The organism is Mesorhizobium liriopis (assembly GCF_024053505.1).
Taxonomy (GTDB): Bacteria; Pseudomonadota; Alphaproteobacteria; order Rhizobiales; family Rhizobiaceae; genus Mesorhizobium_B; species Mesorhizobium_B liriopis.
The window spans coordinates 171,855-198,834 of the sequence record NZ_JAMXQS010000001.1 but is presented as its reverse complement, the minus strand read 5'-3'; the positions used below and the strand labels follow the sequence as shown (position 1 = coordinate 198,834).

General features: G+C 65.5%; 29 protein-coding genes and 1 tRNA gene. 14 read left to right on the top strand and 16 right to left on the bottom strand.

Features of this window, described 5'->3' with window-relative positions:
* The first annotated feature begins 7 nt into the window (after nt 1-7).
* On the top strand, nt 8-1,270 hold the full coding sequence (locus NGM99_RS00980; protein WP_252815180.1) for an NAD(P)/FAD-dependent oxidoreductase: 1,263 nt from the start codon (nt 8-10) through the stop codon (nt 1,268-1,270).
* An 18-nt stretch (nt 1,271-1,288) separates the two neighbouring features.
* Here the strand turns inward: NGM99_RS00980 and NGM99_RS00975 are convergent, their stop codons facing one another.
* Nucleotides 1,289-1,918: a methyltransferase family protein gene (locus NGM99_RS00975; protein ID WP_252815179.1), complete on the bottom strand. Its 630-nt coding sequence runs from the start codon at nt 1,916-1,918 to the stop codon at nt 1,289-1,291.
* 220 nt (nt 1,919-2,138) lie between these two features.
* On the opposite strand from NGM99_RS00975, the gene NGM99_RS00970 reads away from it, so the two are divergent.
* Entirely contained in the window at nt 2,139-2,459 is a 321-nt protein-coding gene (locus tag NGM99_RS00970; protein ID WP_252815178.1) for a DMT family transporter, read from the top strand.
* A gap of 157 nt (nt 2,460-2,616) precedes the next feature.
* Nucleotides 2,617-2,829, top strand: coding sequence for a hypothetical protein (locus tag NGM99_RS00965; protein ID WP_252815177.1), 213 nt, complete (start codon nt 2,617-2,619; stop codon nt 2,827-2,829).
* A 67-nt stretch (nt 2,830-2,896) separates the two neighbouring features.
* Here NGM99_RS00965 and NGM99_RS00960 read toward each other — a convergent pair whose 3' ends face one another.
* Together NGM99_RS00960 and NGM99_RS00955 are read right to left on the bottom strand one after the other, a co-directional pair.
* Nucleotides 2,897-3,601, bottom strand: a complete 705-nt coding sequence (locus NGM99_RS00960; protein ID WP_252815176.1) for an SH3 domain-containing protein — start codon at nt 3,599-3,601, stop codon at nt 2,897-2,899.
* A gap of 239 nt (nt 3,602-3,840) precedes the next feature.
* On the bottom strand, nt 3,841-4,200 hold the full coding sequence (locus NGM99_RS00955) for a hypothetical protein (protein WP_252815175.1): 360 nt from the start codon (nt 4,198-4,200) through the stop codon (nt 3,841-3,843).
* Nucleotides 4,201-4,339: 139 nt separating this feature from the next.
* Here NGM99_RS00955 and NGM99_RS00950 point away from each other — a divergent pair, with 139 nt between their 5' ends.
* The gene (locus tag NGM99_RS00950; protein ID WP_252815174.1) at nt 4,340-4,684 is read left to right on the top strand and encodes a hypothetical protein; all 345 of its coding nucleotides are present in this window, start codon (nt 4,340-4,342) and stop codon (nt 4,682-4,684) included.
* Nucleotides 4,685-4,690: 6 nt separating this feature from the next.
* Here NGM99_RS00950 and NGM99_RS00945 read toward each other — a convergent pair whose 3' ends face one another.
* Together NGM99_RS00945 and NGM99_RS00940 are read right to left on the bottom strand one after the other, a co-directional pair.
* Nucleotides 4,691-5,614 (bottom strand): DMT family transporter, encoded by a 924-nt coding sequence (locus NGM99_RS00945; RefSeq protein WP_252815173.1) that lies wholly within the window; start codon nt 5,612-5,614, stop codon nt 4,691-4,693.
* 153 nt (nt 5,615-5,767) lie between these two features.
* Nucleotides 5,768-6,796 carry an SDR family oxidoreductase gene (locus tag NGM99_RS00940; protein ID WP_252815172.1) on the bottom strand — a complete coding sequence of 343 codons (1,029 nt, stop codon included), beginning with the start codon at nt 6,794-6,796 and terminating at the stop codon, nt 5,768-5,770.
* Nucleotides 6,797-6,937: 141 nt separating this feature from the next.
* Here NGM99_RS00940 and NGM99_RS00935 point away from each other — a divergent pair, with 141 nt between their 5' ends.
* Nucleotides 6,938-7,327 carry a hypothetical protein gene (locus tag NGM99_RS00935; RefSeq protein ID WP_252815171.1) on the top strand — a complete coding sequence of 130 codons (390 nt, stop codon included), beginning with the start codon at nt 6,938-6,940 and terminating at the stop codon, nt 7,325-7,327.
* Here NGM99_RS00935 and NGM99_RS00930 read toward each other — a convergent pair.
* The 4 genes from NGM99_RS00930 to galE form a co-directional block, all read right to left on the bottom strand.
* Nucleotides 7,324-7,665: a hypothetical protein gene (locus NGM99_RS00930; RefSeq protein ID WP_252815170.1), complete on the bottom strand. Its 342-nt coding sequence runs from the start codon at nt 7,663-7,665 to the stop codon at nt 7,324-7,326. The two genes, NGM99_RS00935 and NGM99_RS00930, sit on opposite strands and share 4 nt — an antisense overlap.
* A gap of 38 nt (nt 7,666-7,703) precedes the next feature.
* On the bottom strand, nt 7,704-12,311 hold the full coding sequence (locus NGM99_RS00925; RefSeq protein ID WP_252815169.1) for a translocation/assembly module TamB domain-containing protein: 4,608 nt from the start codon (nt 12,309-12,311) through the stop codon (nt 7,704-7,706).
* Between the two features lie 13 nt (nt 12,312-12,324).
* The gene (locus NGM99_RS00920; RefSeq protein WP_435371362.1) at nt 12,325-14,289 is read right to left on the bottom strand and encodes an autotransporter assembly complex protein TamA; all 1,965 of its coding nucleotides are present in this window, start codon (nt 14,287-14,289) and stop codon (nt 12,325-12,327) included.
* 389 nt (nt 14,290-14,678) lie between these two features.
* The gene (galE, locus tag NGM99_RS00915; RefSeq protein WP_252815168.1) at nt 14,679-15,674 is read right to left on the bottom strand and encodes a UDP-glucose 4-epimerase GalE; all 996 of its coding nucleotides are present in this window, start codon (nt 15,672-15,674) and stop codon (nt 14,679-14,681) included.
* Nucleotides 15,675-15,908: 234 nt separating this feature from the next.
* Here galE and hemA point away from each other — a divergent pair, with 234 nt between their 5' ends.
* Nucleotides 15,909-17,186: a 5-aminolevulinate synthase gene (gene hemA, locus NGM99_RS00910; RefSeq protein WP_252815167.1), complete on the top strand. Its 1,278-nt coding sequence runs from the start codon at nt 15,909-15,911 to the stop codon at nt 17,184-17,186.
* A 27-nt stretch (nt 17,187-17,213) separates the two neighbouring features.
* On the opposite strand, the gene NGM99_RS00905 is transcribed toward hemA, so the two are convergent.
* From NGM99_RS00905 to NGM99_RS00895, 3 genes are all read right to left on the bottom strand, one after another.
* Nucleotides 17,214-18,380, bottom strand: a complete 1,167-nt coding sequence (locus NGM99_RS00905) for a pyridoxal phosphate-dependent aminotransferase (protein ID WP_252815166.1) — start codon at nt 18,378-18,380, stop codon at nt 17,214-17,216.
* 88 nt (nt 18,381-18,468) lie between these two features.
* Nucleotides 18,469-18,897 carry a large conductance mechanosensitive channel protein MscL gene (gene mscL / locus NGM99_RS00900; RefSeq protein ID WP_252815165.1) on the bottom strand — a complete coding sequence of 143 codons (429 nt, stop codon included), beginning with the start codon at nt 18,895-18,897 and terminating at the stop codon, nt 18,469-18,471.
* A 301-nt stretch (nt 18,898-19,198) separates the two neighbouring features.
* On the bottom strand, nt 19,199-19,597 hold the full coding sequence (locus tag NGM99_RS00895; RefSeq protein WP_252815164.1) for a hypothetical protein: 399 nt from the start codon (nt 19,595-19,597) through the stop codon (nt 19,199-19,201).
* Nucleotides 19,598-19,705: 108 nt separating this feature from the next.
* On the opposite strand from NGM99_RS00895, the gene NGM99_RS00890 reads away from it, so the two are divergent.
* From NGM99_RS00890 to NGM99_RS00880, 3 genes are read left to right on the top strand one after another with little or no spacing between them, the layout of a single operon-like run.
* A complete protein-coding gene (locus NGM99_RS00890) occupies nt 19,706-20,047 on the top strand; it encodes a DUF952 domain-containing protein (RefSeq protein ID WP_252815163.1) in 342 nt (113 codons plus the stop codon).
* 2 nt (nt 20,048-20,049) lie between these two features.
* Nucleotides 20,050-21,120: a quinone-dependent dihydroorotate dehydrogenase gene (locus NGM99_RS00885; RefSeq protein ID WP_252815162.1), complete on the top strand. Its 1,071-nt coding sequence runs from the start codon at nt 20,050-20,052 to the stop codon at nt 21,118-21,120.
* Between the two features lie 31 nt (nt 21,121-21,151).
* Nucleotides 21,152-22,054, top strand: a complete 903-nt coding sequence (locus tag NGM99_RS00880; protein WP_252815161.1) for a histone deacetylase family protein — start codon at nt 21,152-21,154, stop codon at nt 22,052-22,054.
* Between the two features lie 86 nt (nt 22,055-22,140).
* On the opposite strand, the gene NGM99_RS00875 is transcribed toward NGM99_RS00880, so the two are convergent.
* On the bottom strand, nt 22,141-22,431 hold the full coding sequence (locus tag NGM99_RS00875) for a DUF6460 domain-containing protein (protein WP_252815160.1): 291 nt from the start codon (nt 22,429-22,431) through the stop codon (nt 22,141-22,143).
* A gap of 53 nt (nt 22,432-22,484) precedes the next feature.
* The gene (locus tag NGM99_RS00870; protein ID WP_252815159.1) at nt 22,485-22,712 is read right to left on the bottom strand and encodes a DUF2934 domain-containing protein; all 228 of its coding nucleotides are present in this window, start codon (nt 22,710-22,712) and stop codon (nt 22,485-22,487) included.
* 141 nt (nt 22,713-22,853) lie between these two features.
* On the opposite strand from NGM99_RS00870, the gene NGM99_RS00865 reads away from it, so the two are divergent.
* The 5 genes from NGM99_RS00865 to minE all read left to right on the top strand — a co-directional run bounded on the left by NGM99_RS00865 (nt 22,854) and on the right by minE (nt 25,504).
* Nucleotides 22,854-22,927: transfer RNA gene (locus NGM99_RS00865), tRNA-Gly, on the top strand.
* A gap of 146 nt (nt 22,928-23,073) precedes the next feature.
* Nucleotides 23,074-23,388 (top strand): hypothetical protein, encoded by a 315-nt coding sequence (locus NGM99_RS00860; protein ID WP_252815158.1) that lies wholly within the window; start codon nt 23,074-23,076, stop codon nt 23,386-23,388.
* Between the two features lie 233 nt (nt 23,389-23,621).
* Nucleotides 23,622-24,395, top strand: coding sequence for a septum site-determining protein MinC (gene minC, locus NGM99_RS00855; RefSeq protein WP_252815157.1), 774 nt, complete (start codon nt 23,622-23,624; stop codon nt 24,393-24,395).
* A 21-nt stretch (nt 24,396-24,416) separates the two neighbouring features.
* Nucleotides 24,417-25,235 carry a septum site-determining protein MinD gene (gene minD, locus NGM99_RS00850; RefSeq protein ID WP_252815156.1) on the top strand — a complete coding sequence of 273 codons (819 nt, stop codon included), beginning with the start codon at nt 24,417-24,419 and terminating at the stop codon, nt 25,233-25,235.
* Nucleotides 25,232-25,504, top strand: coding sequence for a cell division topological specificity factor MinE (gene minE, locus NGM99_RS00845; RefSeq protein WP_252815155.1), 273 nt, complete (start codon nt 25,232-25,234; stop codon nt 25,502-25,504). Before minD ends, minE begins: the two co-directional genes overlap by 4 nt.
* Nucleotides 25,505-25,521: 17 nt before the next feature.
* On the opposite strand, the gene NGM99_RS00840 is transcribed toward minE, so the two are convergent.
* A complete protein-coding gene (locus tag NGM99_RS00840) occupies nt 25,522-26,301 on the bottom strand; it encodes an amino acid ABC transporter ATP-binding protein (RefSeq protein WP_252815154.1) in 780 nt (259 codons plus the stop codon).
* On the bottom strand, nt 26,298-26,978 hold the full coding sequence (locus tag NGM99_RS00835) for an ABC transporter permease subunit (protein WP_252815153.1): 681 nt from the start codon (nt 26,976-26,978) through the stop codon (nt 26,298-26,300). The genes NGM99_RS00840 and NGM99_RS00835 overlap by 4 nt, the downstream gene beginning before the upstream one ends.
* Nucleotides 26,979-26,980: the final 2 nt, after the last annotated feature.

The following is a 26,980-nucleotide window of genomic DNA, read 5'->3' as shown; positions in this document are numbered from 1 at the left end:
GTTGGACATGGCCAACAAGCACAAAGTCGTGGTGGTCGGCGCGGGGTTCGCGGGGATACAGCTGATCCTCGACCTGAAGGGCGCGGGCGCGGCGATCACGCTGATCGACCAGCGCAACCACCACCTGTTCCAGCCGCTGCTTTATCAGGTCGCGACGACGCTTCTGGCGACATCCGACATCGCATGGCCGATCCGCTCGCTGTTTCACGACCGCAAGGATGTGCTGACGCTGCTCAGCACCGTGGATGGGGTCGACACGGCCGAGCGCACGGTTCGCTTGCGCACCGGGGAGACCATTCCATACGATACGCTGGTTCTCGCGACCGGCGCGCGGCACGCCTATTTCGGGCACGACGAATGGGAAAGGGATGCGCCGGGGCTGAAGACGCTCGAGGATGCGACCACCATCCGTCGCCGCCTGCTGCTCGCCTTCGAACGCGCGGAACTCGAGACCGACCCTGAGAAGCGCCGAGCGTTGATGACGTTTTCGATCATCGGCGCGGGGCCGACGGGTGTGGAACTGGCCGGCATCATCGCGACCTTGGCGCAGGAAACCTTGCCGGGCGAGTTTCGGCGGATCGACACGCGCGAAGCGCGCGTGCTTCTGGTGGAGGCGGGCCCGCGCGTGCTGGCAGCCTTCGCGCCGAAGCTGTCGGACTATGCCGCGCGTGCGCTGACCAAGCTCGGCGTCGAGGTTCGGACCGGTGAGCCGGTGACGGAATGCACGGAGGACGGCATCCGGATCGGAAGGGAGTTCATCGCCTGCCGCACGGTGGTCTGGGCGGCGGGCGTGCAGGCCTCGCGCGCGGCCGAATGGGTGGGCGCACCGGCCGATCGCGCGGGGCGCGTGATGGTGAACCCCGACCTGACGGTGCCGGGCCATCCCGAGATCTTTGCGCTCGGCGACACGGCGCATGTCGAGATCGAGGGGAAGACGGTGCCGGGCATCGCACCGGCCGCCAAGCAGGAAGGCGCTTACGCGGCGCATGTGATCCGGGACAGGCTCAACGGCAAGACGAGCCACGAACCGTTCCGCTATCGCCACTCGGGGAATCTGGCGACGGTCGGTCCCAATGCGGCGGTGATCGACTGGGGACGCATTCAGCTGAAAGGCCGGATCGCGTGGTGGCTATGGGGCATCGCCCACATCTACTTTCTGATCGGCGCGCGGAGCCGGCTGACCGTCGCGATCAGCTGGCTCTGGGCTTACCTGCGCGGCCAGCACAGCGCGCGGCTGATCACGCAGAAAGAAACGCTCAAACCGGAATGAATGGGCCGGCGTCGCCGCTCAGAACGGCACCGGGATATGCGGCAGGAGATGCACGCTTTCCACCATCTCCAGTCCTTCGATGAAGACGACCGCCGAGAGAAGGATCGCCACGTCGAGAATGGCCAGCGAAAGCTTGCGCAGATCGACCCGAACCAATTGTCGGGTGCGGGGAAAGGCGAAACGCGGAAACAGACGCGGCACGCGCGCCGAATAGAACAGAAAGGCGTCGCGGAACCGATAGAGCTTCGCCCCCTCCTCGATGGGGAGAACGAAAGCGAAATAGGCCAGGGCGGCAATGGCGCTGATCACCGCCACGAAGCCGTTTTCCATGCCCAGGCAAATGCCGACGATCACCATCAGCGAGAAGAAATAAAGCGGGTTGCGGCTCAAGGAATATGGGCCGTGTCGCGGAAGCGCATCGGCATCCTCACCCACCGAGTAGAGCCGGCACCACAGGCGGCCGAGCGCGCCGGCGAAGATCAGCGCGAACCCCAGAAGCTCGACGCCCTCATAGAGCTCGCTGCCCGCGCCCTGAGAGCGGGTGAACAGCAGCGCCATGATCCAGAACGGCAGGAACAGCACCGGCAGCCTGCGATAGGCAGGCTCGGGTGCCGCAAGGGTTCTCAGCGGAATGGAGGGGTGACGCATGGAACAGGCTCTGAATTGCTCCACTCTCATGCCGATGGATTTGAAAGAAATTATGACAGGGTGATGTGATCGAGAGCCTAACAGGATCGCTCGGCTTGGGTGCGAGCTTTCAGCCCTTCAAACGCAAGCGGCGACGTTCTATGTCTCCAACCGAGGACGGCCTCACCCATCAATGGGCACCAAACCTTCGGGACGACCCGATCAACCGAAGGAGGCCGGAATGGCCTGGATCGCACTCTTCGTTGCCGGACTGCTGGAAGTGGTCTGGGCATTCAGCATGAAGCTTTCGGACGGCTTTTCGAAGCCGGTTCCGACAGTCGTCACCCTGGTCACCATGATCGGCAGCTTCGCGCTGCTGTCGTTTGCCATGCGCAGCCTGCCGCTCGGCACGGCATACACGATCTGGACGGGCATCGGTGCGGTGGGCGCATTCGTGGTGGGGATCGTGGTTCTGGGCGAGACGCTGAGCGTGGCGCGCGTGCTGGCGGCCGTGCTGATCGTGTCGGGGCTTCTCTTGATGAAGTTTTCCTCGCCGGGCTGAGAATGGCGGCTCAGGCGGCCCTTGCTGAATGTCAGTTCGCCCGCTCGCGATGTCCGGTAGGAAAACCCGCGTTCGGTCAAATGCCGACGAATGACTTAACGGGGCACTGAGCAGGCTGTGGCAGGTATCGGCTCTCTGAGTTTGAGAGGCGTTCCCCATGGCTTCCCGTTTCACGCTGGTGCTGGATCCGGTCGACCAATGGTCGGTGTGGGACAATGAAACAGGCGAGCCGACCTTCTTCGGCGACATGCTGCTGGCCGGCATGAGCAAGGTGGAGGCGGAAGCCGCCTGTGAGATCCTGAACCGTATCTACGACAACCGCATGCGCGAAGCGGAGCGGTTGCGAAAGCGCCGCTCGGACGGTTCCTGAGCGGTGTCCATCATCGAGAAAAAGGGCTGGTTTCGATCCTGAAACCAGCCCTTTTCATTTCAGGGTCTCAATATGCGCCGGACGGCGGCGGCGGCGGGAAGCCGTTATTGTCATCGTCGAAGCCGTACGGACCTTCATCCACCGGCGGGGGCGGCGGGGCCGGCCGGTAGCGCGGCGGCGCACGCTCGACCCAGTCCGGATCGTCGCGACGATCGAGACGGCGCTCATCGACGGTGCGATAGCCGGACCGGTCACCATTGTCGCTCAGGTCGCGATAGCCCGAACGGTCGCGGTCGCGGTCCCGGTAACGCGGGCCTTCCTCGCGATAGATGGGGCGGTCCTCACGATAGCGCGGGCCATCGTAGAGGTCGCGGCGGGCGGCCCAGCGGGCGCGGTCGCGGTAGAAGTCGCGGTTGCGGTAGTTGCGCTCCCAATAATCGCCGACCGTGAAGGTAATGGTCGGCGCTTCGATATACCGGATCGCCGGTGCACCGACATAGCGGCGGCCGCCATTCACGAAGGCGATGTAGTTCGACGACATCCAGCCGCGCTGCCCGTAGAAGGACACGTCGCACCATGAGCGATTGCTGAGGCAGCCGTGAACGCGCACGTCCTCGCCGCGCGGCACCACGTTGACGGCCGGGTAGCCGGTGGACGGGCCAGCGCGCAGATTGACGTTGCCGGTGGCAATCGCCGTGCCGGCCGCCGAGGCGATGCCGGGGACGAGGGCAGCGGCAAGAAGGGCTGCGGCACCCAGAAGCTTGTTTCTCATTTCACTCTCCCTGCGTTCGAGTTTCTTTTCGACCGCGTGGAACACGGGTTAAGGCAATGCGCATGAGCCGGGGATGAACGGCGCCCAGAGGTTTCATTCATGTTCGGGGCGCTGAACTCCGCTTACGAAAATGCCCTGTCCGGCGTGAACCGGCGCAGGGCATGAACGCATGGAGCTGGTGCTCGAACCGGCCTTCAGTCGATGCCCGTGTGGTCGATGCCGGCTTAGTCGATGCCAGCTTAGTCGATGATCGAGCAGCGACGGTCGCGCGCGAAGGTCACGACCACGCGCTCGCCATCGCGGCGGCCCGCGACGTCGATCGAGCGGCGGCGCTCGGACACCACGCGGGCGCGGCGGATGCCCATACGGTCGGCCTTGTCGAGCGCGTCATCGGCGGAGCAGCCGCGATTGCCGTAGTCTTCATCGCTGCGGATGCGGCGGCCGGGGGGCGGTGCATCCGGATCCACGAGGCGGACGCCGGGCCGTGGGCTGTTGAGGTCGAGCTGGATGCTCTGTGCCTGAGCGGCGGCGGGAACAAGCATTTCGGTGCCGGCCAAGACGGCTACCGCAGCAAGCGATCGGGAAAAAAACCTGGTCATCAGACAGTCTCCAATGTGCGCACAATAATTCGTGACGCGCTTTCCGGTTCCCGAATGCCACCACGCCAGCTTGGCGAAAGGCGGCTTCCATAGGCTTACCACTCGGATTTTCGAGTTGGATTTCGGACGGAGACGAGTGGTGGCTTTGCGGTCGATGGCGTTGAAGAATGCGCTGGCGCGGCGGCGCGAACGGAAGGCATCGAAGCGGATGGCGCTCAGGCTCGCGCTTCTGCTCGCCGCAGTGCTGGCGCTGCCTTTCGCGTACTGGCAGCTGCAGCTGCATCAGGTGCTTTACGACAGCGCTTCGACGGACAAGCTCGAACAGCAGTGTCTCGAGCTGAACGAGACGGTCGCCAAGGTTCGGGACGAAGCGGGGCGGCCGATCGGCGCCAACAGCCAGGCACTCGAGGACAAGCGCATCGAGTGCGACGAGATGGGCATCGAGACGACTGGCTCGATCCCAGACGCAACCCCGGCGGAGTAGAAGCCGCTACTGCTTGCCGGGCAGCGTGGGGTCGGGTGCGACAGGCACCCGCTTCACGCGCTCGCGCAGCATGACGGTGATGCCCGCGCCGACAATGACGACCGCGCCCATAAGGCCGATCGGGTCGATCATCTGGCCGAAGACGATGTATCCGAACAGGATGCCCCAGGGCAGCGCAGTGTAGTTGAAGGGCTGGAGCAGGCTGGCCGGCGCCATGCCGAGCGCCACCACGAGCAAGCCGTGGGCCACGCAGCTGGTTGCCATGATGTAGAGCAGAAGCATGAGTGATGTCGTATCCGGCGTGCGCCAGAAAAAAATGCCGACGGCCGTGGTCATCAGAAAGCCGATAGCTCCGACATAGGCCATGCTGGTGGCGGACGAGTCCGTTGCCGATACCTTGCGGGTGATGACGATATAAATCGCGAAAGAGACCGCCGAAGCCATCGCGCAAGCCACGCCGACGCCCAAGGGAAGCCCGCCAGGGCGCACGATCAGAAGTGCGCCGCAAAAGCCCACGAACACCGCCGAAAAGCGAAAGATGCCGACGCGCTCGCCCAGGATCGGGATCGCCGCAAGCGTCACCACCAGCGGATAAACGAGCGTGATGGCCTGAAGCTCGGCCAGCGGCAGGAAGCCCGTGGCAAAGGCGAAACACCAGATATCGAGAACGAGCAGGATGGGCCGCAGGATCTGAAGCCCAGGATATTTGGACGCGAAAGCCGCCCGCGCCCCGCCGCTTCGCACCACGATCACAAGCGCCATCGCGGCAAAGGCCCAGAAGCGCATCATGGTGATCTGAAACGGGGAATGGTCGGCTACCAGCAGCTTGGTGGCCGTGTCCTGTGTCGCGAAAACGAAGATGGCGAACAGCGACAGGAGAATGCCCTTGCGCAGGCGCGTTTTGTCTTCGGTTGTCGTCTGATCCTGCAAGCCTTTTCCTCCCGCTTCAACGGATGCGAAGCATGACCGGCGCCATGCCAGCATGCGGGTGCTTTGCCAACAGGCCAGCGAAGAGGAGTTGCTGCTTCAACGAAAACGGGCGCCCGAGGCGCCCGCTTCCCGTGTCCTTCATTCGCCGAACGATCAGGGACCGCCCTGCCCGCCCACCGCGCCATAGACGTGGCCGGTGGTGTAGGAATCTTCCTGCGAGGCCAGGAGCACGTAGATGCCCGCGAGCTCGGCCGGCTGACCGGGACGGCCCATCGGCGAGTCCGAACCGAATTCGGGCAGCTTTTCGGGGAACTGGCCGCCCGAGGGCTGAAGCGGCGTCCAGATCGGGCCGGGCGCCACCGCGTTGACGCGGATGCCCTTGGGCGCCAACTGCTTGGCGAGGCTCTTGGTCCAGTTGACCTGGGCGGCCTTGGTCATGGCGTAATCGACCAGTTCGGCCGACGGGTCATAGCCCTGCACGGAGGCCGTGGTGATGATGGCCGAGCCCGGCTCTAGGTGCGGGAGGGCCGCCTTGGTGATCCAGAACATTGCGTAAAGGTTGGTCTTCAGCGTCCAGTCGAAGAGTTCGGTGGTGATCTCTTCCAGGCCCTTGTGCGGCTTCTGGCGCGCGGCATTGTTGACGAGGATGTCAAGGCCGCCGAGGCTCTGCACCGCGTCCGCCACGAGCTTCTGGCAGAAGGCTTCGTCGCGGAGGTCGCCCGGAAGCGGAAAGGCCCTGCGGCCGGCGGCTTGCACCAGCGCCACCACCTCGCGCGCATCCTCTTCTTCCGCCGGCAGATAGTTGAAGGCGACATCCGCGCCCTCGCGCGCATAAGCGATGACGGCGGCGCGGCCCATGCCGGAATCGCCGCCGGTGACGAGCGCCTTGCGCCCCATCAGGCGACCGGAGCCCTTGTAGGTCTCCTCGCCATGGTCGGGGCGTGGGTCCATCTTGGATGCCAAGCCCGGCCATTCCTGCGTTTGCTTCGGGAATGGCGGCTTCGGGTATTGGGTGACGGGGTTCTGTTTCCGGATGGGCTCGGCAGGACCGCTGCCTGCCGGTTGCGCCGTCTGTGCCTGGGCGAGCGTCGGCGTGGCAAGGGCCGCGATGCCGGCTGGGATGCCGCCGATCAGCAAGCGGCGGGAATTGTCGGGCCGGTCGTCGGGATTGTCGAGCTTCATGGCATCGTCTCCGTTTCGGATCTGAGGGCGAACGGCAGATTCCGGGCGGTGATCCATCACGAGAAAGTCAGGCCGAAAGAAAAGCGGCGCACCGCGTGTTCCGTTCGCGGGCTCGGGCGTTGAGGAGCGCCTGGAGAACGGATGATGCTGACGGAAAAACTCGCGCTCGGAATCGGGGGCTATGCGCTGGCGGCGGGGATCGGGGTGATGCTCGACCCGGTGCGTTTCATGGCGATGCTGGACGGCTTACGGGAGCGTGCGGCGTCGGCCTATATGACAGGCGTTGCCGTTTACTTCATCGGAGCGGGCATTCTGGCCGCGCATTGGGCTTGGGATACGACGCTCGAGATCGCGGTCTCGACGGTGGGCTGCGCGGCGGTGCTGGAGGGAATGGCGTTTCTGGTCGCACCCCGCCTTGCGGTCGATGCCATGCACCTGGTTTGGCGACAGGAGAGCGTGCGGGTCTGGGGCGCGATCAGCGCCCTGTTCGGCTTGTGGATCGTGGCGCTGGCGTTCGGCCTGTTCGGCTAGTTGCAGAACCCGCGCACGCAGGTGCCGATGCTCAGATTGCCGTTCCGGTCCGGCCCGCTGTAGAAAATGTTCGGGCCGATGCGCTCGCGGCGCTGGCGGAGATAGTTTGGGTTGCGGAAGGTCTTCAGCTTGTCGGGGCCCCTGACCTCGGGCTGGGGACGCGTGCGGTTGGGCTCGATGATCTTGCGGCCCGAGCGCGGGATGAACTTTTCGCTGCCATAGGTGCGCACGCAGGGCGATACGGCGCTGTTGCCGTCGATGCAGGCGCGCTCGGCGCGTGCTGGCAGAGCAGGGAGCAGGAGGCTCGCCGCGAGAAGAGGCAAAGTGAGTGCTTTCATGCCTCTTCAGATAGGACGTGCGACGCGCGATAACAGGATCAGTAGTCCTTCTCGTAGAACACGCCCAGGCTCGAATCCGTGCCGACGCCGCCCTTGACCTTGAGATTGTCGGTGACGTCGAGGTTGATCGTGGCGCGCGCGCCGCCCGAGCCGCCCGCTTCGACGCCGAGATAGACATTGTCGCGGACGTAACGGCCGGCGCGGACGGCGGCGTTGCCTTGATCGTCCGTCACGATGTCGAGATCGTCGAGACCGGTGGACTTGCGCAAGCTGTTGATCAGCGAATTGTTGCCGCCGCCGGCAAGTTCGGCCGCCGCAGATGCGAGTTGCGCGATCTGGAAAGGCGACAATTCGTCGATGGAGCGCTTGAAGATCAGGCGGGCCAGCACCTCGTCCTGCGGCAAAGCGGGATCGGAGGAGAAGGACACGTCGATGTCGGACGCGCGGCCCGAGACGGTGATATAGACGGTGATGCCCTCCCCTTGCGAGCTTGCGACGAAGTTCAGGTAGGGGTTGAGATCGCCCACCAGCGTGACTTCGCCTTCGTCGAACTCGATGCGCTGGCCGAGGATGCCGAGACGGCCACGGATCAGGCGGAAGCCGCCGACGGGCTGGATATCGGTCAGCGGGCCGGTGAGCTTCACCTGGCCGCCCAGTTCGGCATCGAGACCGCGACCGCGCACGAAGATGCGGGCGGGCGCGGACACGTTCACGTCGAGACGGATCGTCGAGGGACGCGCGGTGGGAACCGGCGTGCCGTCATCGGCCTTGGCGCGCTTGAGCGTGAGCTGCACACCGCGCGGCGGGTTGCGATGCTGGACATCGATGGCCGCCGCTCCGCCGCCGAACGAGTTCGGCACGGTGATCTCGGCGCGGTCGATGGCGACATTGCCCGACAGAAGCGGGTCGCGGGTGAGCGGGCCGGCGAGTGCCAGCTGGCCGGACACGGTGGCGACAAACAGGTTGCCATCGGCGTAGCGGACATTGGCGAGGTTGGCCCGTATATCGGCGGGGAAGCCGGCGGCAGGGTCGATGCCGATCGAGCCGTTCACGGACAGCGTGCCGCCGCCGAGATTGGCCGTGGCCGAGCGGATGGTCACGCGGTCGCCGTCGAGCGTGCCCATGATGGCGATGCCGGTGAGCGCGACATTCGATTGCGGATCGCGTATCGCGGCGCCGGTGGTGGAAAACATGCCGCGCGCCTGGGGAGCCGTGATGCTGCCATTGACGGTCGCGCTGACGGACAGCGTGCCCGTGGCGCTGGCGCCGCGCTCGGCGAGGAAGCGGTTGGCGAGAGACAGGGGTGCCTCGCCGTTCACGCTGACATCGAGCCCGTTGCCCTGCAGCGGCACGCGGCCGCGCGCGTTGACCGTGAGACCGGCGGGACCGGACACGTTCACGGCGTTCAGATCGATGGTGTTGTCGGCAAAGCGGCCTGCCGCCTGAACAGTGAGCGGAGCCGCACCGGCGCTGGCAAGAGCGGCCGCGCTGATGCCCGTGCCGCGCAGGTCGAACGTCGCCTCGGGCGCGGCAAGCGTGCCGGTGGCGCGGGCAGTGCCGGCAATGGTGCCGGACAGGTTCTGGTTGGGCACGACTGCGTTGAGCACGGCGAGCGGGAAGGCTTGCAAGGCGACATCGAGCGCGAGCTGGCCCTCGCCCAGCGGCACCGCACCCTTGGCCGAGGCGCGCAGGCCTTCGGGGCTCTGGACATCGGCGTCGATGTCGAGCCGGTTGTTGGCGGTGCGGCCATTCGCGCGGATGCCGAGCGTCGAGAGACCCGCGCTGCGCAAGGCGGCCGCGCCGATCCGCGGGGCCTCGATGTCGAAAGTGACTTCCGGCGCCGTGCGGGTGCCGGACACGGTCGCATTGCCGTTGACGGTGCCGGACAGGCCGAGATCGGGGCGGATGGCGTTGGCAATGGCGAGCGGGAGTTCGCGAATGGTAGCCTGCAAATTCAGCTGTTCGGCGATGGCACCTTGCGCGCGAACTTCGCCGCCGCCGACATCGAGCGCGAAACTGTCGAGGCGGATGTTCGAGCCTTCCACCAGCACGGAAGCGGGCTCGACCAGCCGCGCGGCAAGCTCGCCTTGAGACAGGTCGAGGCGGGCGAGCGAGAGGCGGTAGCCGGTGCCTTCGGGCTCGAGCGCGCCCTCCGTGCCGATCCTGGCATTGTCGGCGAGCGTGGCATTGGCGTTGAAATTCGTGCGCGTGCCCGTGGCACTAGCGCGAGCGTCGAGCATGCGGATCGTAATGCCGCCTGCCACCACGTCGGCGGCGGTCGCCGTGCCGTTGACGACAGGCACGCCGAAGAGATCGGCAACCGTTGCATCGAGCTCGGCGCGGCCGACGCGCGTCGTGCCGAAAACCAGCTTGGACAACGAGGCCTTGAGCGTGGCGCCTTGAGCGGGCTCGGCCCCCTGCGTGGGCTCGGAAGGGGCGAGCGTGATGTCGGCGATGGCGGCACCCGAGGCTTGGACGAGAGCGAGAGCCGCGGCAGTCGCAATGTCGGGCGAGCGAAGCGCGAGCGCGCCTTCGAACAGGCCATCGGCGCGCTGGGCGAGATTGCCGGTGACGTCCGTGCCGCCGGCACTGAAGCGCAGGTCGGAAAGGGTCTTCGTGTTCTCGCGAACGGCGACAGTGGTGGCAAGCGAGACGGGCACGCGATCAAGCGCGGCACTGCCGGTGATGCGGCCATCGACGTCGGAGCCCTTGAGCGTGCCGTCGAATGCGAGGCGCGCGTCAGTGAGCGGCTTGCCCGAAAGCGTGCCCTGGGGGACTTCGGCCGTGGCGGTGATGCCGATCACGCCATCCGTGCCGGCCGCCCTGCCCTTGGCCGTCAGGCGTCCGCTGGCCTGCGGGGTGAGAAGCGCGAGATCGCCAAGGGCCAGATCGAAATCGAAGTCGGCGGCACCGGTGGCGAAGGTCCCATCGGCATTGACCGTCGCCTGCGGGTTGGCGAGACGGAGCTGGCGGGCAGTCAGGCCCTGCTCGTTGCGGGCCACGCTGCCCGAAATGACGGTTTCGCCCTCGAGCAGACGGTCGAGCGCTTCCGTGCCGAGCTGGAGGCCCGACGCATTGCCGTCGAGCGCAAGGTCGAAGCCGCCTGTGAGGGCTGCGACGGTGCCCTTGGCGTCAAGCTTGAGACGGCCCGCGAGATCGCGGCCGGCAAGGGCCGAGAAGGGCGTGATCGAAGCGGCGTCGATGGCGATCGTGCCGTTATAGATGAATTCGGCGATGGAACCGGCGAGCGACAGCGACAGGCCGTTGCCGGACAAAAGCGCGCGCGACAGGGTGATGGGCTGGTTCGCGCGCCAGTCGCCCTCGATGTCGAGATTGAGCTCTTTGCCCAGCGCTTTGGCGATATCGGCGCGGGTGGCCTCGATCTCGGCCACGGCACCCTTGGCAGAGAAGGACACGTGGCGGGCAGCGGGATCGTTCAGGTTTTCGGCGAGACCGCCCAGCGTGATCTGGGTGCGGCCCGACGAGAATGTGCTGGTGGCAAGTTGCGAGATATCGACCGAACCCGTCCAGTTGTTGGCCTCCGTTTCGCCGAAGGACAGCTTGACCGTTGCGCGATCGACCGTGGTCTGGCCGCCGGGCACGGGGAGGACGACGTGGCGGTTGTCGGTCGTGCCGAGCTGGGCGAAAAGCCCGAGCGAGCGCACGAAGCCGTCGGGTGCGGTGACTACGCGCGCGTTGACGTCGAGCGCCTCGCCGTCGAGCGCCAGGCTTTGCAGCTCGAAGCCCCCATCATTGCGCTTGACGCCCTGGGCGGTCAGCTTGGTTTCGGTGCCGAAGAACTCGCGATAAACGGGGGGCACCAAGCGGGCGACATCGCCATCCACCGTGACGTTGAAGCCGTAGCCTTCCGCCACGCCGCGGATCTGCGCGGTGCCGGCGATGGCGCGGCTGTTGTTCGTGTCGAGCGTCAGGTTCAGGTCGAGTGCGGAAAGCGGGCCAGCGCCTTTAAGAGCGAGCGCGACGGGCGGGCGGTTTTCGAGGTTGAGCGCGGTGGCGATCACGCCGTTGGCGGGCTCGTTGACGGTGAGGTCGAGACCCAGCTGCTGGTTGGCATTGGCATAGGTCGCGACGAGACGCAGCTGGCCGCCGGGGCCATCGGTGCGGGTGATGTCGAGCGCGGTGTCGAGCGCGCCATCGGCGAGGCTCAAACGGCCATTGATGCTGAGCACGGATTCGAGGCCGAACACGGTGGGCCCGAAGGCCACGCGCGGAACCTGGAGCTGGCCGAGCGTGATCGAGACGGGCAGTTCGGGCAGCGCGAAGCCGCTGGATTCGGGCGGCGGCAGGCCTTCGGCGGGCACCGGCCTGCGGGTCACTTCGATGGAGTCGGCGGCGAGCGTGTCGATGGACAGGCGTCCGAGCAGAAGCGCCGAACGCGTCCAGACGATGCGTGCATTGGTGATGCGCAGCCAGATGCCCTCGCGGTCGGCCACCGTGATCGAACCAATGGTGGCATTGGACGAGAGCGCGCCCTGGATGCCGGAAATGCGGATCTGGCGATCGGGCGTGGACAGCTGGTTCTCGAGCAGGCCGACGAAATAGGAGCGGTCTTCGGCCTCGGTTTCCTGCGCGGCGGCGAAGCCGGCGAGGTTGAGGAACACGAAGAGTGCGAGAAGAAGGCGCATGGTCTTCTCTCCCTTAGAATGCCTGGCCGATGCCGACATAGAAGGCAAAGCTCGGATCGTTCTTGCCGGGATCGACGGGCACGGCCACGTCGAGGCGGATGGGACCCAAGCCCGTCAGATAGCGCAGGCCGACGCCCGTGCCGATCTTGATGTCTTCATCGAATTTCGGGAAGCTTTCGGCGCCCACCGTTCCGGCGTCGACGAAGCCGACGAGACCGATGGCCTGCGTGACTTTCACGCGCGCTTCGAGCGAGCCTTCCACCAGCGACTTGCCGCCGGATACATCGCCCGTATCCTCGCCATCCGCATTGAGCACGGGCAGGCCGATATTGCGATAGGCGTAGCCGCGCACGGAACCCCCGCCGCCTGCGAAGAAAAGCCGATCGGGCGCAGCCTCGTCGAGATCGGGGCCAAGCAGCGAGCCGATCTTGAGGCGACCCGCGAGCACGAAGGGGTCATCCTCGCCGAAGCCGAAATAGGTGCGCCCTTCCGCGATCAGCTGAAGCGTGGGGTTGCCGTATTCGATCTCGTAATAGGGGCGGGCCTGGAGATCGAGATAATAGCCCTGGGTCGCGTTGGTCTTGTTGTTGCGGTCGTCATATGTGAGCCCGCCGAGCAGGCCAACGGACACGAATTCGCGCTCGCGGTCGTCGAAGGGCTCTTCGAGGAAGTGGTCGTAGCCGGCCTCGGCGAAGATCTTGCCCGACAGGCGCTCGTCGAAGATCTGCGTGAAGCCGACCTGCGCGTTGACGCCGGTGCGGGTGTAAGGCTCGAGCACCTCGCGGTCGCCGATCAGGGACGCCGCGAAATCGGTGTCGGGCGTATAGACGCCGGGCTTGGTGAAGGTAGCGCCGAGGCGATAGGTCAGGTCGGCGGGATCGGCGGAGAACTCGCCGCTGCCATTGTTGGTGCCGCCGACGCCGGCCACGCGCGCATCGAAGCGCAAACGTTCGGCGCGGCCGAACAGGTTGCGGTGAAGCCAGTAGGCCTCGATGCCCGCGCCGTCGAGCGTGGAGTAAGAGGCGCCGACGCCGAAGCGGCGAAGCGGGCGCTCCTGTGCGATCACGGTGATGGGCAGCGTGCCATCCGGATTGACGGCATCCGCTTCCTGCAGCCGCGCCGCGCGGAACACGTCGAGCCGGGCGTAGCGGTCGGAGGCGCGCTTGAGGTCGTCGGGGTCATATTCCGCCCCGGGCGTGAGACCCGCCATGAAGGCCACGAATTCGGGGGCCATGCGGTCGGTGCCCTGCACGGTGACCGGACCATAGACCGCGTAAGGGCCCGGATCGATATTGAGCGTAGCGTCCACGATGTTCTGATCGTGGGCGGCCACCACGCGCTGCTCGGCCACCTCTGCCTTGGGGTGGCCCTGCTGGCGCCAGGCTTCCACCTGCAAGCGCCCTGCGCCGATGATGGCGCCGGATTTCGCTACCTCGCCCGAGACGAAGCCCTGCTTTTCAGGCGCCTCGACCTCGTCGAAGCGATTGGTGGCAGGTGGAGCGCGGCGGAGGATCTCGGCCTTGCCGAAGCGGAACTCGGGACCGGGCTCGACGGACACGACGACCGCCGCCGGATCGGGCAGCATGGTGTCGGGGGCCAAGTCGGCGGCTTCACGGCCATCGACGCGGATGGAAATGGTGGGACCGTAGCGGCCCTGCGCATACATGGTGTTCAGGATGCGCTTGTAGTCGTTGCGCGCCTTGGCGAGCAGGCCGGAGGCGCCGGATGCGGGCTCGTCGCGGTCGGCATAAAGGGATGACGCGCCTTCGACCGCACCTTTCAGATCATCGTCGTCGCCGGATACCTGGATTTCGACGGTGTAATTCTGCGGCTCGCCGATCACATCGGCGGCCTTCTCCTCATCGCTCTTTTCGAAGAACTTTTTTCCGAAAAGCTCGAAGGCGGTGGCGGGATGGGGTGTGGCGGACAGCGCGAGCGTGAGCGCCGCACCTCCGAGCCAGACCGAAACACGCTTCACCGCAACTCTCAAACGCGTACTCCCGACTGCGGTCTTGCTTCTTCTTGCGGCGACCCTGCGGGTTCAGGGTGAACAAATCAACAAGGTTCGGGCAAGGTTTGGAGGAATTCCGGGACACGGAGGGAAGGGGTGAGGCCGATGGGTGACACCTATTTTTGGTGAGATGGGTGGGCGGTGAGGATTGCTGACAGGTTGTGCAGGTGGAGAGGTCACCCCCACCCCGTACCCCTCCCCACAGGTGGGAGGGGAGCCGTCATCGTCGCATCTCACCCCGATGCTCGGCGCCTAGCTTGATGAGAGTGGTGCCACGCGCATGCCTTCCCCTCCTCCTTGGGGGGAGGGGTACGGGGTAGGGTGACGTTGCCGCGAGAGGCCGACCTTTCAAATGATCAGGCGCTCACCGAGTTCTTTCGCTTCAGCGCCTCCTCCCAGGCCAGGGCATCGCCCACGATCAGGTCGAGGTCGTCGCGTTCGGGTTTCCAGCCGAATTCCTTCATGGCGCGGGCCGGGTTGGCGACGATGGCCGGGGGGTCGCCGGGGCGGCGGTCCGAGAGCTGTACGTCGAAATCGACGCCGGACACGCGTCGCACGCTTTCGATCACTTCGAGAACCGAGAAGCCACGGCCATAGCCACAATTGGCGACGAGGCTGGGCGCGCCGGTGCGCAGGCGCTTGAGGGCGAGATAGTGGGCGCGGGCGAGATCGCTGACATGAATGTAGTCGCGGATGCAGGTGCCATCGGCCGTCGGATAGTCCGTGCCGAAGACGTTCATGGAAGCGCGCTTGCCGAGCGCGGTTTCGCTGGCGACCTTGATCAGATGGGTCGCACCCCTGGTGGACTGGCCCGTGCGGCCCTTGGGATCGGCGCCGGCGACGTTGAAGTAGCGCAGGGCGGAATAGGTCAGAGCATGCGCGCGCGAGGCGTCGCGCAGCATCCATTCGCTCATCAGCTTGGACAGCCCGTAAGGTGACTCCGGGTTGAGCACGGTGTCTTCCGAAACGGGCACGGAGCCGGCTGCGCCGTAAACGGCCGCCGTGGAGGAAAAGATGAAATGCGGCACGCCCGCGCGCACCACCGCTTCGATCAGGGCGCGGGTCTTGCAGGTGTTGTTCTCGTAATAACCGAGTGGGTCGGACACGGATTCGGGCACGATGATCGAACCGGCGAAGTGGATCACGGAGTCGATCTTGTGTTCGCGCACGAGGTTCGCCACCAGGTCCTGATCGGCGATGTCGCCGCGCACGAGTGTCGCCTCGGGGGCCACAGCCCATTCGAAGCCGGTGGACAGCCGGTCGAGCACGACGACCTCCTCGCCGTTGTCCACAAGCTCCCACACCATGTGGCTGCCGATATAGCCGGCACCGCCCGTCACCAGAACCGCCATGAAAGCTCCTTGGATTTCGTTGATCGCACCGAGGCCTAGCCCAGCAAAACAAGGCGAACAAGACAGGCGAAGGATGGGCTTGCGCGCGAATGGATCGGTGTTTGACCTAGATCATGGTTCGGGCGCACAAAAACCGGTCAGGTGCTGCCTCGTGGCGTGTCATTTTGACCAAGTTGGCCACATGGACGACGCCTAACCCACTCTTTATATTCAGGCCACAGTCTGGGGATTGGAATGAACTACAGCGCATTCTTTGATCAGGCGATCGGCCAGTTGCACGCCGAACGCCGATACCGGGTATTCGCGGACCTCGAACGCCGCGCCGGCTCCTTTCCCACAGCCACTTTCCGTAACGGCACCGCTTCGCGCGACATCACCGTCTGGTGCTCCAACGACTATCTCGGCATGGGCCAGCACACCAAGGTCGTGCGCGCGATGCAGGAGACGGCCGAGCGGCTCGGCGCGGGCGCCGGCGGCACGCGCAACATTTCCGGCACCAACCATCCGCTGGTCGAGCTCGAAACCGAACTCGCCGACCTGCATGGCAAGGAAGCCGCACTCGTCTTCACCTCCGGCTTCGTGTCCAACGAGGCCTCGATCTCGACCATTGCACGCCTGCTCCCCAACTGCCTCGTGCTATCGGACGAATTGAACCATGCCTCGATGATCGAGGGCGTGCGCCGCTCGGGTGCCGAAAAGAAGATCTTCCGCCACAACGACGTGGCGCATCTGGAAAGCCTGTTGAAGGCCGCGGGCCCCGAGCGCGCCAAGCTGATCGTGTTCGAAAGCGTTTATTCGATGGACGGTGACGTGGCGCCGATCCTCGAAATCGTGGAACTGGCCGAGCGCTACAACGCGATGACCTATATCGACGAGGTCCACGCGGTCGGCATGTATGGCAATCGCGGCGGCGGCATCACCGAGCGCGAAGGCCTTGCCCACCGCATCGACGTGATCGAGGGCACGCTCGCAAAAGCCTTCGGCACGCTGGGCGGTTACATCACGGGCAGTGCCGCAGTGATCGACGCCGTGCGCTCATACGCGCCGGGCTTCATCTTCACGACCGCCCTGCCCCCGGCCATCGCGGCGGCTGCGACGGCATCGATCCGCCACCTCAAGGCGTCGAGCGCCGAGCGCGAGGGACAGGCGCGCCAGGCCAACCGCACCAAGACGGTGCTGCGCGACGCGCGGCTGCCGGTGATGGCATCGGACACGCATATCGTGCCGGTGCTGGTGGGCGACCCCGAGCTTTGCAAGCAGGCGAGCGACCGGCTGCTCGAAAAGCACGGCATCTATATCCAGCCGATCAACTACCCGACCGTGCCGCGCGGCACGGAGCGGTTGCGCATCACGCCGACGCCGCTGCACAGCGACGGGCTGATCGAAAACTTGCGCGATGCGCTGGTGGAAACCTGGACCGCGCTCGGCATTCCCTTCCATGCCGACAACCAGCCGGCACTGCCGCAGAGCGACCGCGTGGTGCCCCTGATGGTGTCGAAGGCGGGCGGGTAAGCCCCGCTTTGCCCCGATCCCTGTTCGTCAGAGCTTTCTGATCCATTCCGCGAGGCGCGTGGCGGCTTCCTCGACCTGATCCACGCGGCGGTGAAAGCAGAGGCGGAAAGAGGTTTCACCGCCCTGGCCGAAGGCCGTGCCAGGGGCCAAGCCGACATTGGCCTCATCGACGATGCGCAACGCGGCACTCGCCGAATCCGAAACGCCATCCACGCCGAAGAACAGGTAGAACGCGCCCTTGGGCGGCGTCAGCAACACGCGGTTGGTGCTGCGCAGGATTTCGCAGGCACGGTCGCGTGCCGTTTGTGCCCGGGCGACCTGGCTGGCGATGAAGTCGTCACCCTGATCGAGAGCCGCGACCGCACCGCGCTGCATGAATTGCGCGACGCCGGACGTGGAATATTGCACGAGGTTCTCGAAGATCTGTTCGAGCGCGGGATGGATGCGGAGCCAGCCGATACGCCAGCCGGTCATGGCCCAGTTCTTGGAGAATGAGTTGACGAAGAGGATACGGTCATCAGGCTCGATGATGTCGTAGAAAGAGGGCGCGCGGGCCTCGCCATAGAAGAAAAGCGAATAAATCTCGTCGGCGATGATCCAGAGACCATGCTTGCGGGCGAGCGCGAGCAGGCTTTCGAGCGTTTCACGCGATGCCGTCCAGCCGGTGGGATTGGAGGGGGTGTTGACGAAAAGCACGCGGGTGCGTGGCGTGATGGCGGCCTCGACCGCATCCAGATCGCAGTGCCAGCCGTCTTCGTCGTGGGCGAGCGGCACGGCGACCGGCACCGCGCCGGCGACGCCGACGGCGCCTGCGAAATTGGGCCATGCGGGGGTCAAGTAGATGGCCTCGTCGCCTGCGCCGAGCGTGGCTTGAAGGGCCAACTGGATCGCGGCCATGCCGGAACCGGTCACGATGAACTCGTCGGACGCGAAGGCCCGGCCGAAATGACGGGTGTGGTAGCGCGCGAGCGCCTCACGCAGGCCGGGGATGCCGCGCTGCCAGGTATAGAAGGTTTCGCCGTTCGCAAGCGATTGCGCCGCTGCGTCCGTGATGAATTGTGGCGTCGGCAGGTCCCCTTCGCCCGCCCAAAGCGGGATCAGACCTTCGCGTGTGCGGCCGTAATTGACAACGGAAACGATGCCGCTTTCGGGGGCTTCCCGGGCGGCATCGCGAATGCTGGATATGATGCTCATGCGTGGCCTGAATGCTTGTCCTGCGCTCTCATAGGCGAGCGCAGGACAAGTGGAAACAGGCCAGACCGAGTGCCTCAGGCGGACAGGCTCAAACCGTCGGACGCCGGGCGAGGATGTCGCGGATTTCGGTGAGAAGCGCCACATCGGCGGGCGGTGCGGGGGGCGTCGTCGGTTGCTCGCGGACGGCGCGGCGGCGCAGCTCGTTCACGCCCTTGACCATCAGGAAGATGATGAAGGCCAGGATGAGGAAGTTGATGACGACCGTGAGGAAGCTGCCGTAAGCGAAGACAGCACCTTGAGCGCGCGCTTCGGCGAGCGTGGTCGCGGTGACGGCGGATGAGAGCGGCAGGAAATAGTTCGAAAAGTCGAACCCGCCGAAGATCGCGCCGACGATCGGCATGATGATGTCGTTGACGAGCGAGTTGACGATCAGGCCGAAGGCACCGCCGATGATCACGCCGACGGCGAGATCCATCACATTGCCCTTGGAGATGAATTCCTGGAATTCCTTCAGCATTGCAGGCTCCTGAGAGTGAGCGGTGAGTTTCGGAGACTGTGCTGAAAGAAGAGAACTTATCAAATGCAAGGTTCGGGTTTGCACAACTTGTTGGGGCGCGAGTTTCCGAAGAGGCTTTGCAGGTGGAAAGATCACCCCCACCCCTTACCCCTCCCCACAGGTGGGAGGGGAGACAGGAGCGCAGCACCCCGTCCTCCACGCCAAGCCCCAAGCTTCGAGGAATTGACCCGGCGTTGATGCACCCCCTTTGGGAGGGATACAGGGCGCGGGTAACGTGACCGCTTCGCCTAACCCTTCCGGATCAAGTCCGGTCCGGCGCTGGCCGCGTCTCATCTTCCCGCGCCCAATCCCGGAACTCGCGGAAGAAGCGCTGCATGATGCCGAGCGTGCGGTCCACCTCTTCTTCCGTCGGGAGAACCTGTGTCGGCTTCTTTTCGAGGGCTGCGATGCGGTCTTCGAGCGCGTCCACGCGGCTCTGCAGGCGCTCGGTTTCGGAAGTCATCGCCTCACGCTCGTCGGCGGCCTGGCGGCAGACCAGTTGTGTGCCGTCTTCGCGGCAGATGGACATGGCGCCGGTCTCGGTATCCAGGCGGACATAGCCGTCATCGGTGCGCTGGAGCTGAAAGCGTTCGGTGCTGGACTCCTGCGCCTGGGCACTCAAGGGGGTGAGGAGCAGAGGCAGGATGAGCAGGTATCGCATGGGTCGTCTCCTGTTCGAATGAGGAATCTTCAACAGTTCTGAGGCAATGCGATGGCGGCGTGCTGGTTGCGCTTGCCTGTTCTCCGCCCTCGCCCGTATGAAGGTCTCATGTCGCTCATCTTCAAGATCTGCCCGCAGGACCTTTGGCGCGAAGCCGAGGCATCCGGATCGTTTCACGGTGCGCCAGTCGATCTGAAAGACGGCTTCATCCATTTCTCCACCGCCGAGCAGGTGCGCGAAACGGCAGCGAAGCACTTCGCGGGCAAGGACGACCTTCTGCTCGTCGCGGTGGAAGGCGATCGGCTCGGCGACGCGCTGCGCTGGGAAGTTTCGCGCGGCGGGGCGCTGTTTCCGCATCTTTACGGGCCGCTCGCGCTCGACACCGTCGCCTGGGTGAAGCCTCTGGCGCTGGGACCGGACGGCCATCAGTTTCCGCCGCTGGAGGGCTGAGCGTGGGGGTGACCGACCTCGCCTCCAGGGCGCTGCTCAAACTCGACCCCGAACGCGCGCACCGGCTTGCCATCAGGGGATTGGCGCTCAAGCCTGCGGGCCGGCGCGCGGTGGCCGACCCGCTGCTGGGCACCCAGCTCTGTGGGTTGGATTTTCCGAACCCGTTGGGCCTCGCCGCCGGCTTCGACAAGAACGGCGAGGCGGCGGATGGGCTTTTCGGCCTGGGCTTCGGCTTCGTGGAAGTGGGCACGGTGACGCCCCTGCCCCAGCCGGGCAACCCGCGACCACGCATCTTCCGCATCGAGGAAGCGCATGGGGTGATCAACCGCTTAGGCTTCAACAATGAGGGGCATGAGGCGCTTCTGAAGCGGCTGGAAAAGCGGAAAAGCCGCGGCGGGCTGCTCGGCATCAATATCGGAGCGAACAAGGACAGCGCCGACCGCGTGGCGGATTATGTGCTGGGCGTCGAGCGCTTCGCGGGGCTCGCCTCTTATCTCACCGTCAACATTTCCTCGCCCAACACGCCGGGCCTGCGCGACCTGCAGGCGCGGGATTCGCTGCGGGAATTGCTCGGCCGCGTGGTGGAAGCGCGCAACGCGACGGTCGCGCATGTGCCGGTGTTTCTCAAGATCGCGCCCGATCTCGACGGCATGGCGCTGGCCGATGTGGCGGTGGAGGCGGAAGCGGCGCGGATCGAAGGCGTGATCGTGTCCAACACCACGCTGTCGCGGCCGCTGCCCGAGGGGGCGCCGCACGCGAAGGAGACCGGCGGGCTTTCGGGGCGGCCGCTGTTCGACCGCTCGACCGTGGTGCTCGCGCGGATGCGCAAGCTGGTGGGGCCGCAAATGGTGCTGATCGGTGCCGGCGGCGTTGATTCCGCGCGCTCGGCGGCCGAGAAGATCCGGGCCGGCGCCGATCTCGTACAGATCTATACGGGCCTGATCTATGGCGGTGCCGGACTGCCCGCACAGATCGTGGCGAACCTGCGCAAGCTGGTGCGGCAGGAAGGCGTGGCGCATTTGCGCGAGCTCCGAGACACGCGGCTCGACTATTGGGCGAGCCAGCCGCTTTAGGTTTGGCCACATCGCGCTAGGTTTTGGCGCGATGCCTTTGCCCGTTGTTTCCCACGCGCTCTACGATGCCAGCTTTCCGCCGGAGCACCGCTTTCCGATGAGCAAGTACCGGCTGTTGCGCGAGGAGTTGATTGTGCGCGGCCTGATCGGGAACGGGTCGGACTACGAGCCGGCTCTGCCGGATTTCGCGATGCTCGCGCGGGCGCATGATGCCGGCTATGTGCGGCAGGTGCTGGATTACGCGGTCGATCCGAAGATCGAGCGGGAGATCGGTTTTCCGGTTTCCGAGCGCGTTTCGCTTCGCGCGCAACTGGCGACGAGCGGCACGGTGATGGCGGCGCGGCTGGCGCTGGAACATGGCATCGCCTGCAATGCGGCAGGCGGCAGCCACCATGCGCGGCGGGCGCATGGGGCGGGCTTCTGCACCTTCAACGACGTGGCGGTGGCGGCACTTCCTCTTCTGGACGAAGGCTCGTTGCGTAACGTGCTGGTGGTGGATCTCGACGTGCATCAGGGGGACGGCACGGCGGATATCCTGCGTGACGAGCCACGCGTGTTCACACTTTCGGTGCATGCCGAGAAGAACTATCCGGTGCGAAAAGTGCCCTCCTCGCTCGATGTGGGCTTGCCGGACGGGATGGAGGACGAGGCCTATCTCGCGATGCTGCGCGATCTGCTGCCACAACTGGTCGAGGAGCGGCGGTTCGATCTCGTCTTCTTCAATGCGGGCGTCGATCCGCATCGCGACGACAAGCTCGGGCGGCTGGCGCTGTCGGACGATGGCTTGCGCGCGCGCGAGGAGATGGTGATCGGCTTCTTTCGCGAGCGCGGACTGCCGCTCTGTGGGGTGATCGGCGGGGGTTACGGCGCGGATGTAGGTGCCATCGCCAAGCGCCACGCGATCCTGTTCGAGACCGCCGCGCGCTTCGCGTGACGGGTGAAGGGCTTCAGCTTTCGATTCAGGTTCGCGCCTTACGCGCTGCCTGCGGTGCAACGCGTTCGACGAGTCCCATCAGGGTCTTAGCGACGATAGCTGGCGAGGCGGATGAGGATGAAGGCCGGTACGACGACGGCCGCGCCGAGCAGCAGGTAGCCGACGACGTTGTCGAAGGCGCGGAAACCCATGTTCCAGATATCGCGCACGGCATCCTCGACCGCCCATAGGATATCGCGCGGGTTCCAGCCGAAGAAGTTCATGACCATGCCGACCAGCACGGACACGACGAGAAGCTTGACCAGCACGCGCAGGGGCGTGTCGCCAAGGAACCGCGTGAGGCCGCCGCGGGAAGAGGTTCGGGACTGCTCGCTCATGGGCGTCGAGATATGAAACGGGGCGCGCCGTTGCAAGCGCGCGCCATTCAGCGTCAGGCAGCCTTGCTCTTGCGGGCGTTGTTCGCTTTGCCCTTCTTGGCGAGTGCTTTCTTCGACACCGCGGCGAGCGTGACATGCGCCTGCGCGAGCGCAGCCGCATCGTTCAGTTCGCGCTCGGCGGCGTTCCAGTGCAGTTCGGCCTGCCCCTCGGCGCGGCCGCTGTCTTCCCAGATCTGATGCGCGCGGGCGCGGATGGCGGCTTCGCGGTCGAGATGCGTCATGGAATGGCTTCCTTCGTAAGGGGTCGGGTGTGGGAAGGTAAGCGGGATAGGGTGAATGAAAGGCTAACAGCATCTCGCAGCTGCGAAGGCTCTGCATCCCTCTTCCGCTGAGGCCTCACCGCATGCTAGGGAGTCGCCCGCGCGGGTATGATGTAATGGTAGCCTGTCAGCTTCCCAAGCTGAACGCGCGGGTTCGATTCCCGCTACCCGCTCCAGCCCCTCTCCTAGCTCAGCATCTGATCACGGCATCACGGTCGAATTGCCGTAACCATTTTCGCATCGGCGCGGGGTGTTGAGGGAACTCCCGGTGCTCTCGGTTGTTTGCGAGCCCGTAGGGATGGACTCATCTGGAGAGGCTTTAATGAAGAATATCCTGTTGGCGGTCGCGATCGCGCTGGGCTCGTTCACGGTGCCAAACGTCGTGACGACGGCATCCGCACAGTCGGTCATCATCGACGAGGGCGGTGTGCGCGTTCGTGACCGTGACTACCGCCATCATCGCCGCGATTACCGCGAAAGCCGCCGTGAGCGCGAATGGCGCCGGCACCATCGCGAAGAGCGCCGCATCCGCGCGGAACGTCGCCGTGACCGCGAGGTCTGCCGCTACGAGACCCGTCGCTATGAAACCAGAAGCGGCCGTCTGGTAAGGGAGCGCGTGCGCGTTTGCCGCCGCTGACCCCGACACGCCCTCGCTTGGGCGGGAAAACCGAAGCTTACGCGCAGGGGCTGCCTTTGGCAGCCCTTTCGTTTTTCTGAAGCACGCTTTTGCGCACACGGTTTCGCCTCAACTCGAAGATCGAAAAAGTCGCGCGCTGGGCGGAACCTTTCGCGCCTCCAGCCTCGCGCATGCCTTTTACGGTTCATTAACCGCGAAATCTGTCGCGAGTGAATCGTTAGGAATCGTGGTCCGTGAGCAGCGAAGAGCAGACTGAAGCGCCGGTGGTGCCGAGCCCGAAGAAGACCATCCGCTTTCGCGCGCGCTCGTTCTTCGCCTTTGCGCTGGCTCCCGAAGCGCCGCTCAAGGACTGGTGGAAGGAGCTCGACAACTGGACGGCGAGTTCGCCCGGCTTCTTTGCAGGCCGCCCGGTGGTGCTCGATCTGACGGTTCTCAAGCCGCGGCTGAGCGAGGTGCGCAAGCTCGTTTCGCAGCTGGCCGATCGCGGCATCCGCGTCTACGCCATTCAGGCCGAGAACATGGAAGGGCTCGATCCCGACCTGCCGCCGCTTCTGGTGGGCGCCAAGGCCACCGTGGTCGAGGAGGAGCAGCCCGAGGAGAAGGCGGCCGAGGCCGAGGACAAGGCTGACGCGGAAGTCGTGGTGGAGCCGGTGCTGCCTGTGGTGGAAGCCAAATCCACCCCGTCGCTCATCATCCGCTCGCCCGTGCGTTCGGGCCAGTCGATCTTCCAGCCCGAGGGCGACGTGATCGTCATCGGCGCGGTGGGCTCGGGCTCCGAGATCATCGCGGGCGGTTCGGTGCATGTCTATGGCACGCTGCGTGGCCGCGTCTTCGCAGGCGCCATGGGTAACCCGGACGCGCGCATCTTCTGCCGCAAGAACGAGGCGGAACTTCTTGCCGTCGACGGCTGCTACCGCACGGCCGACGACATGGAACCTTCATCGCGCGGCAAACCCATACAGGCCTTCCTGGAAGACGGCGTGGTCCAGGTCGCGGCCCTCAACTGACGGAATCGGAGAACAGAGATTATGGGCAAGGTCATAGTCGTCACATCAGGCAAGGGAGGCGTCGGCAAGACGACCTCTACCGCCTCGCTAGGTGCAGCGCTCGCGCAGACGGGCAAGAATGTGGTGCTGATCGACTTCGACGTCGGCCTGCGCAACCTCGACCTCGTGATGGGCGCCGAGCGCCGCGTGGTGTTCGACCTCGTGAATGTCGCGCAGGAAAATGCCAAGCTTTCCCAGGCGCTGATCCGCGACAAGCGCATCAACTCGCTGTTCCTGCTGCCCGCCTCGCAGACGCGCGACAAGGACGCGCTGACGGAGGAAGGCGTGGGCCGCGTGATCGCAGCCCTGCGCGAGAAGTTCGACTATGTGATCTGTGACAGCCCCGCCGGCATCGAGCGCGGCGCACAGCTCGCCATGCGCTTCGCCGATGAGGCCGTGATCGTCACCAATCCGGAAGTCTCATCGGTGCGCGACTCGGATCGCATCATCGGCCTGCTCGACGCCAAGACCGTGAAGGCCGAAAAGGGCGAGACCATCAACAAGCACATCCTCGTCACCCGCTATGACGCGGCGCGCGCCGCGCGCGGCGAGATGCTGAGCATCGAGGACGTGCTCGAGATCCTGTCCACGCCTCTGCTCGGCATCATCCCCGAGAACCAGGGCGTGTTGCGCGCTTCCAACGTGGGTTCGCCGGTGACGCTGCACGAGCCGACCAATGTGGCCGCCAAGGCCTATGTGGAGGCTGCGCGCCGTTTGCTCGGCGAGAAGCTGCCGGTGGCGCTTCCCACCGTCGAAAAGAAGGGTTTCCTCGACCGCATTCTCGGAAGGAAGGCCGCATGAAACTGCTCGAACTCTTCAAGCGCCGGGGCAGCGCCGACGAGGCGCGCGAGCGACTGCAACTCCTGCTCGCTTACGAGCGCAAGAACCGTGACCAGCCCGACCTCGTGGCCGCACTCCGCGAGGAGATCATGGCCGTCATCGCCAAGCATGTGGCGGTTGACGAGGACAAGGTGAAGATCGCCATGGACCGCGGCGAACGCGTCTCCACGCTCGAGATCGACATCGAGGTCCCGAATGGCGGGCTGAAAAAGGAAAAGAAGGCGGCCTGAGGGCCGCTTTTTACCGGTTACACGCCAGAGCCGTCAGCCTCGTTCGCCTTGCTGACGGCCTGGAGCGACGCCAGAAAGCGCCTGGTGCGCTCGGCCTTCGGGTCCTTGAACACGTCGCGCGCCGGGCCCTTCTCGGCGACCACGCCGCCGTCGAGGAACACAACCTCCTGCGCGATGCGGGAGGCGAGGCGCAAATCGTGGGTCGCCATCACCATGGTGGTGCCTTCACGGGCGAGACCGGCGAGCACGTCCACCACCTCTTCCGCGAGTTCCGGGTCGAGTGCAGAAGTGGGCTCGTCGCAAAGCAGGACGCGCGGGGACGGCGCGAGCGCGCGAGCAATCGCCACACGCTGCTGCTGGCCGCCCGAAAGCGTGGCCGGCCAGGCATCGGCCTTTTGCGCGAGGCCGACGCGTTCCAGAAGCTCGGTCGCGCGCTTCGTGGCGCGGGGCTTGTCCCAACCCAGAACGGTGACCAGCCCTTCCATGACGTTCTCGATCGCCGTGCGGTGCGGGAAGAGCTGGAAGTTCTGGAACACCATGCCGGTCTGGCGGCGCAGAGCCTGAATGCTCTTCCAGCCGACCTTGCGGTTGGGCTCGAAGCTGACCGAGGCCTGCCCGATGCGGACGGTGCCGGAGGTGGGAACTTCGAGCAGATTGATGCAGCGCAGGAGCGTGGACTTGCCGCCGCCCGAGGGGCCGACGAGTGCGGTGACGCTGCCCTCGGCGAATTGCAGCGAGATGCCTTTCAGGACGTGCAGATCGCCGAAGCGCTTCTGGATGTCGATCAGTTCGATCATGCGCGCGCCTCCAAGAACCCGCCATAGCGGTTGAGCCGCTTTTCGAGCCGCACCTGAAGCGAGGAGAGCACGGAGGACAGAACGAGGTAGATCAAGGCCGCCTCGACATAGAGGATCAGCGGCTCATAGGTGACGGCCACGATGCGCTGGGCCTGCTGGAAGAGTTCCGGCACGGTGACGGCGGCGGCCAGCGACGTGTCCTTGACCAGCGAAATGAAGGTGTTGGACAAAGGCGGCACGGCGGTGCGCGCGGCCTGAGGCAGGATGGTGCGGCGCATGGCCTGCGTCCACGACATGCCGATGGAGTAGGCGGCTTCCCACTGCCCGCGCGGCACGGAAGCGATCACCGCGCGGATGATCTCGGACGTGTAGGCGCCGACATTGAGCGTGAAGCCGATAAGCGCCGCCGGAAATGCGTCGAGCACGATGCCGACGCTCGGCAGGCCGTAGAAGATCAGGAACAGCTGCACCAGCAGCGGCGTGCCGCGGATCACCCAGACATAGAAGCGCGCGACCGCGACCAGCGGCCATGGCGCGAACAAGCGCACAAGCGCGGTGACGAGGCCAAGCGCCAGCCCGAGCGCGAAAGACAGCAGCGTGAGGGGCGCGGTGAAGACAAGGGCCGCCCAAAGGAGCGGCCCGAGAGAGTCCAACATGAGCTGGAGCCAGTATGGCATTC